A 6,262-nucleotide genomic window follows, 5' to 3' on the forward strand; every position below is an offset into this window, starting at 1 on the left:
CGCGGTCCACGACGAGGGCATCGACCGGATGCTGCGCGCCTGCGTGCACGGCAAACTCCCCGGCCACGCCATCAACGACCCCGCCTTCCTGCAACCCGCACGCGGCATGAACGCCATCGGCGGCTGAGCCCGCCGCTCCTTCGGACCGCGGCGTCCGGCGGTCAAGGGCCTACGCCCCGTGAGCGCTGCACTTTCCTGCGACTGCTGCGTCGATCGACGCAGCAGTCGCAGGAAACTGCAGCAGTCGCGGATGGACGTGCGTCAGGCGCGGGCGGCGAGCTGCACGACGCACTGCGTCGGGTCGCACGATGGGGCGATGCCCTCGACGCGCAGCGGTCCGCCGGCCTGGGCGAGCACGCTGTCCATCAGCCCGACGTGCACGCGGCACAGGATGCCGCGGTGCTCCGCCGTCGGTGCGTGCGGGCACGGGGTGAGGTCGACGGTGAGCTCGCGCTCGTCGACGAGGGGATCGAAGCCGGCGTCGCCGAGGTCTTCCACGAGCGCGTCGAGCTGGTGCAGCGCATCCGCGCCGAGCTCGGCATCCGTCTCCGATCCGTAGACCCGGCGCAGCAGGTCGCCGCGGCGCGCGGCCGCCTCGGCACGCTCGATGGCAACGGGACTGGAGGAATCTGCGGCGCCGGTCGCCGCCGAGTACAGCATGCGGGGGCGCCCGCGTGTGGTGCGGCGCTCGGTCTCGGCGATGACGTAGCCGGCGTCGATCAGCCGCTGCACGTGCTCGCGCACGGTGTTGGCGTGAAGGCCGGTGGCCTCGACGAGCTCGGCGATCGCCCGCTGCGGGCGCTGCTGGAGCAGGTGCATGATCTCGACCCGGGAGTAGCTCGAGATCGCGCTGTACCCGGTCGTCATGCTCCCATTATCGCGGGACGCGCCGACGACCCGGGCCTGAGCGGCCGCGGGTCGTCGACGACAGAAGCGGTCGGCTCAGAAGAGCTGGCCGAACACGAGGATCGCGATGAAGAAGAGCGCGAGGATGCCCACGATGATCGCGAGAGTGCGGCCCGAGAGCTTCGCGACACCCCACCCGATCAGCACCGGCACGGCGAACAGGAAGATCGCGACGATCCACCAGAACGCGGAGTAGCCCCCCGAGCTGGCCTCTTCGAGGCGGCCGCCGAAGAGCTGCTGCGTCGCGGGGTGCGTGGCGAAGCGCACGGCGATCGAGATGGGGACCGCGACGAACGCGAACACGACGAGCCCGATGAGCCAGCCCCACAGGACGGGGCTTCCGTTGCCGGAGAGGACGCCGCCGTGGAGTTCGGTTTCGGGCTGCTGCTTGCCTGATGCCATGGGCATGACTCTAGCGGTCGCGACGCGTGCCGCGACCGCTGAAGTCATGCGTCATCCGAGGCGGCCGAAGGTCATCTCCATCTCGGCCATCTCCATCTCGGCGGTGGCGGCGATGAGCGCCCGCAGCTCGGCGTCGGCGCCGGGCGAGAACTCTTCGAGCCGCTCCGGCGCGATCTCGATGGGGACGCCCTCGGGAGCCTGCTCCGAGGCGTCGAGTATCGTGTCGTCGCCGGACGGCGACATGCCCTGGATGATCCGGCCCGCCTCGGACTGACCGCCGAGGTCGAACGAGTACTGCTTGCTCTGCAGCCCGAGGTCGAGGAGCCGGCGCACCTCGGGGAACTGCTCCGCGTTCGTCTTGGGGATGGGCAGCGACGTCCGCCAGTTCACGCCGAGCGTCTCGAGCGCCTTCGCATAGGCGTTCTCGTGCGCCTGGTCGCGGACGATGAGGTACGAGATCGTGGAGCGCGCCGTCTTGTTCGAGGTCATTTCGTAGATGCGGCACTTCTGCAGGCGTCCGGTCGACTCGAGCATGAGGTTGTAGAGCAGGTCGAGCACGAGGTTGCCCGAGTTGTAGACGTAGCTGCCGCTCCAGGGATTGCCCGCGGCGTCCACCGGCAGCGCGCCCTGCGCGCCGACGAGGTAGTGGTGGATGTTGCCCTCGGTCAAAGCGATGTTGAGCGGAATCGCGCCGCCGGCGCCCGGCTCGTCGACCGGGTCGGTCGGCTTGCCGTGATACCCCGGCGCGCCGTCGAGCAGGCGGGCGATCGTGGTGCCGATGAGCTCCACGTGGCCGATCTCCTCGGTGCCGATGCCCTGCATGAGGTCGCGATACGGCTTGCCCTCGGGGCCGCGGAAGTTGATGCTCTGGAAGAGGTACTGCATCATCGTGCGCATCTCGCCGAACTGGCCGCCGAGCCCTTCCTGCAGGGCGTTGGCCGCGGCCGGATCCGGCTCGTCGACCTCGATGGGGTTGATGAGATGGGGGAGGTGGAAGTACATCGCTGCTCCTCGAAGGTTGGGATGGAGCAGCCACCTTTCGCCCTTTGCGGCGGATCCGTGCCCCCGTAGCCGTGGCGGGACTCCCGCGTTACACTGCGCGGCCGAGGCGGCGGCGCGGCGCCGGCGACCCCTCCGCGCGCAGCCCTGAACCCGGCGGCCGTCGCTCAGCCGCGCCCCGGCGCCGCCCGGACGTGGCGCTGCCCGCCGGTCCTTCTGGGGAGGACGGCGGGCAGCGTCGGGGCGCCTGGGGTCACCGCTTCGGGTTGCGGTTCTCCGCGCTCACCATCCACGAAAGCTGCTCCACCCGCTCCAAAATGGCGTGCAGGATGTCGGCGCTCGTGGGGTCTTCTTCGTCGACGTCGTCGTGCACCTCGCGGCACGTTCCGGCGACGGCATCCAATCGCTCCGTCATGAGGTCGATGACCTCGGTCGTGGCGATCTCGCCCTGCGGGAACTCCGGCAGGGTGGTGGTCTGTGCGACTTCGTCGCTGCGCCCGTCGGGCAGGGCGTGCAGCGAGCGCATGCGCTCGGCGACGGTGTCGGCGAAGTCGCGGGCGGCTTCGATGATCTCGTCGAGCTGCTGGTGCGTGTCGCGGAAGTTGCGGCCCACGACGTTCCAGTGCGCCTGCTTGCCCTGAAGCGAGAGTTCGATGAGGTCGACGAGCACCTTCTGGAGGTTCTCGCTCAGCGTCTCGGAGGCTTTGAATCCGCGCTCGGCGTTCTGCTCCGGTGTCAGCTCGGCGCCGGTGCCGCCCCGCGCCGCGCGACGGCGGCCCTTGCCGGCTCCGCTCGGGGTCGAGCTGCTCTTCGAGGTGGTCTTCTTCGCGGTCGTGGTCGCCACAGTCGCTCCGTTTCCGTGATTCGCCTGGTGCGGGGGACCGGCCGTGCGGGGTCCGCTCCGCTCTGGGTGATGCCTCGACGGTAGCGACGGTGGTCGTGACAACAGTGGGGATTGCCCTCGGCACGGCGGCGTGCTACTCGCCGTTCCGTCGCCGCGCGTGGTGGGATGGGACCGCCATGACTCCGCCCTCGCACGCGCCCTCGTCCGCCGCCGCGATCGCTGCCGCCGTGAGCGGCCGACAGATCACGGCGACCGAGGTCATCGAGGCGCACCTCGAGCGCACCGCCGCCGCGAACCCGCGGTTGAACGCGCTGACGGTCGTCTTCGCCGAGCGGGCGCGCGAGGCGGCCGCCTCGGTCGACGCCGCTGTCGCCGAGGGACGCGACCCCGGGCCCCTCGCCGGCGTGCCCGTGTCGGTCAAAGAGAACATCGACCTCACGTGGTCGGCGACGACGAACGGCTGGCGCGGGCTCATCGACGTGGTCCCGGAGCGAGACGCGACCGTGGTGCGCCGGCTGCGCGAGGCCGGCGCCGTACCCGTCGGCCGCGGCAACATGCCCGACTTCGGCATGCGGTGGGACACCGACAACGACGTCTTCGGGCGCACCCTCAACCCCTGGGATCGGGCGCGCAGCGCGGGCGGGTCCAGCGGTGGCGACGCCGTCGCGGTCGCGACCGGCATGAGCGCGATCGGCCTGGGCAACGATTTCGGCGGATCGCTGCGCCTTCCGGCCTACGCCGCGGGGGTCGTGGGCCTGCGGCCCTCTTTCGGCCGCGTGCCTCGGGCTGCGGTGCGCGAGCAGGCGGTCGCGCTGACGCTGCAGCAGTTCTCGGTGAACGGACCGATGGCACGGAGCGTCGACGACGTCGCGATGGCCCTCGAGGTGCTGCAGGGGTGGGATGCCGACGACCCGGTGTCGCTGGCCGCGCCGACGGTGCGACCGGAAGACGTGCCGCGCCGCGTCGGCGTGGTGCGCGACCCGGGCGGCGGGGGAGTCGACCGCGAGGTGGTCGCCGGGATCGACCGGGCCGCGGCCTCCCTCGCGGATGCGGGGTGGGAGGTCCTGGACGTCGACGCGCCGCTGCTCGAGGAGGCGGCGGTGCTCTGGCGCCGGCTGTCGTGCACCGACATGCTCGTCTCGCTCGACCCCGGGTCACTCGGGCAGCCGCTCGGAACGTCGGCGACGGCCTTTCTACGCGACAGCACGGCGTCGGCGCGGCCCTACGAATCGGCGCGCGAGTACGCCGAGGCGTGGGCGCGGCGTGCCGTAGTCGCGGCCGCGTGGCGGCGCCTGCAGGTCGAGGTGCCGCTGATCCTCGGGCCGGTCTCGACGTCGCGCATGCGCGAAGTCGACTACGACCTGGGCGGGCAGGCGGCTGCCGACCGGGCGTGGCGCGACCTCCGGCTCACCGTGGTCGCGAACTTCCTGGGTCTTCCCGCGCTCGCACAGCCGACCGGCCTCGCCGCGGACGGCATGCCGAGCGGTGTGCAGCTCATCGGACCCGCATTCGGCGAGCGGGTGCTGTTCGAGGCCGGACGCGCGATCGAGGCCGGCGTGCCGGCGCTCCCGGCTCTGCCACCCGTCGCCTGACGGGTTCGGGGCGCTTCGCGAACGATCGGGGCGCCCGCCGCACGCCCCGATCGCGCGCGGCGCGCCCCGAACCCCGAAGCCAGTTCTTTCCGGTTGGGCCGAGCCCCGAACCCCGACGTATTCAGCGACCGCGCTCGCACGCAGGCTCACCGAGGCGCTCGAAACCCTGGGGCGCTCGTGCCCGATGGCCCTGGAATCGGGGCCGCCCGCGCGGGATCATGGGCGAGGGGGCGCGGCATCGCCGCGTATCACGGGTCTTCGTCCCGGTCTCATCCGAGGCGGAAAGCCGAACGGAGGGCCTCATGTCGCGCGCATCCCAGCCGGAGTTCGCCCTGCCCGACCTTCGCGGGCGCACCGCGCTCGTCACCGGCGCGAGCAACGGGGTCGGAACCGAGATCGCCCGCGGGCTCGCCGAGGCGGGCGCCGCCCTGATCCTCCCGGTGCGCAACCGCGAGAAGGGCGAGAGCGCCGCTGCCCGTATCCGCGCCGGCGCACCCGACGCCGGCGTGTCGTTGCGAGACCTCGACCTCGCTCGGCTCGACTCGACGCGCGCGCTAGCCGAAACGCTCCTCGCCGAGCGGCCGCCGCTCGACCTGGTCGTGCTCAATGCGGGCATCGTGCTGCTCGGCGACCCTGTCCGGCACCTCAGTGCCGACGGCTTCGAGCTGCACTTCCAGACCAACTTCCTCGGGCACTTCGCACTGACCACGGCGCTTCTCCCGCTGCTGCGCGAACGACGAACGCGGGTCGTGGTGCAGCTGAGCCTGGCCGCAGGCATGTCGACGCTGGACTGGCACGACCTCCAGAGCGCGCGCCGGTACGCCCCGCTGCGCGCCTACGGGGCGTCGAAGGTCGCGCTCGGGCTCTTCGGCTACGAGCTGGCGCGCCGGTCGGCCGCTGAGGGATGGGGCATCGTGGTGCACCTCAGCCACCCGGGCGTCGTGCCCGACACGGGGATCGCGCCGGCCATGCGCGCCCGCGATCGCGGCGGGGTGGGGCGCGGCCTTGCGGAGCGGCTCGGGAATCCGCCGGCGCGCGCGGCCCAGCCCGCCTTGATGGCGGCCGTGACGGATGCCGCACCGCCCTGCTTCTTCGGACCCTCCGGGGCCCTCCACTTCGGGGGCGCCGCCTCCCGCCAGCGGCCGTATCGCCGGCTCACCGACCCGGTCGCGGGCGCGCGGCTGTGGAGCGTCGCGACGCAGCTGCTCGGAGACCGGGCCGACGCCGTGCGCGCCTGACCGGAGCCGGTCACCGGGTCGGCGTCCACGGCCCACGTCTGGGCGGATCGCGGCTCTTTCCTCGCTCGCTCAACGGCCGGGGCGGGCTACGGTCGTTGAGCGGAGGGCGCTCCAGCGCCCGAAGACGAAACGCCCGCGGCCCGCGCTGGGTTCGGGGCGTTTCGTCTCGCTCGTTCCTCGCGCGCTCAACGGCCGGGACGCCCGCGGCCTGCGCTGGGGTCGGGGCGTTTCGTCTCGCTCGTTCCTCGCTCGCTCAACGGCCGGGGCGGGCCACGGGCGTT

The 6,262-nt window shown here is 72.4% G+C and carries 6 protein-coding genes; 2 read left to right on the forward strand and 4 right to left on the reverse strand.

Going from position 1 to position 6,262, the window contains the following annotated elements; translation table 11 throughout:
* Nucleotides 1–261: 261 nt before the first annotated feature.
* The 4 genes from IM770_RS17690 to IM770_RS17705 form a co-directional block, all read right to left on the reverse strand.
* The gene (locus tag IM770_RS17690) at nucleotides 262–867 is read right to left on the reverse strand and encodes an ArsR family transcriptional regulator (RefSeq protein ID WP_203582467.1); all 606 of its coding nucleotides are present in this window, start codon (nucleotides 865–867) and stop codon (nucleotides 262–264) included.
* A gap of 75 nt (nucleotides 868–942) precedes the next feature.
* Nucleotides 943–1,308: a hypothetical protein gene (locus IM770_RS17695; RefSeq protein WP_239066422.1), complete on the reverse strand. Its 366-nt coding sequence runs from the start codon at nucleotides 1,306–1,308 to the stop codon at nucleotides 943–945.
* A 51-nt stretch (nucleotides 1,309–1,359) separates the two neighbouring features.
* Nucleotides 1,360–2,310, reverse strand: a complete 951-nt coding sequence (locus tag IM770_RS17700; RefSeq protein ID WP_203582469.1) for a manganese catalase family protein — start codon at nucleotides 2,308–2,310, stop codon at nucleotides 1,360–1,362.
* Nucleotides 2,311–2,560: 250 nt separating this feature from the next.
* Nucleotides 2,561–3,151, reverse strand: a complete 591-nt coding sequence (locus IM770_RS17705; protein WP_203582470.1) for a Dps family protein — start codon at nucleotides 3,149–3,151, stop codon at nucleotides 2,561–2,563.
* 176 nt (nucleotides 3,152–3,327) lie between these two features.
* Between IM770_RS17705 and IM770_RS17710 the strand changes: the two genes are divergently transcribed.
* Both IM770_RS17710 and IM770_RS17715 read left to right on the forward strand, forming a co-directional pair.
* The gene (locus IM770_RS17710) at nucleotides 3,328–4,743 is read left to right on the forward strand and encodes an amidase (RefSeq protein WP_203582471.1); all 1,416 of its coding nucleotides are present in this window, start codon (nucleotides 3,328–3,330) and stop codon (nucleotides 4,741–4,743) included.
* 302 nt (nucleotides 4,744–5,045) lie between these two features.
* Nucleotides 5,046–5,981 carry an SDR family oxidoreductase gene (locus tag IM770_RS17715; RefSeq protein ID WP_203582472.1) on the forward strand — a complete coding sequence of 312 codons (936 nt, stop codon included), beginning with the start codon at nucleotides 5,046–5,048 and terminating at the stop codon, nucleotides 5,979–5,981.
* The last annotated feature ends 281 nt before the right edge of the window (nucleotides 5,982–6,262 follow it).

It is taken from the genome of Microbacterium hibisci (assembly GCF_015278255.1).
Taxonomy (GTDB): Bacteria; Actinomycetota; Actinomycetes; order Actinomycetales; family Microbacteriaceae; genus Microbacterium; species Microbacterium hibisci.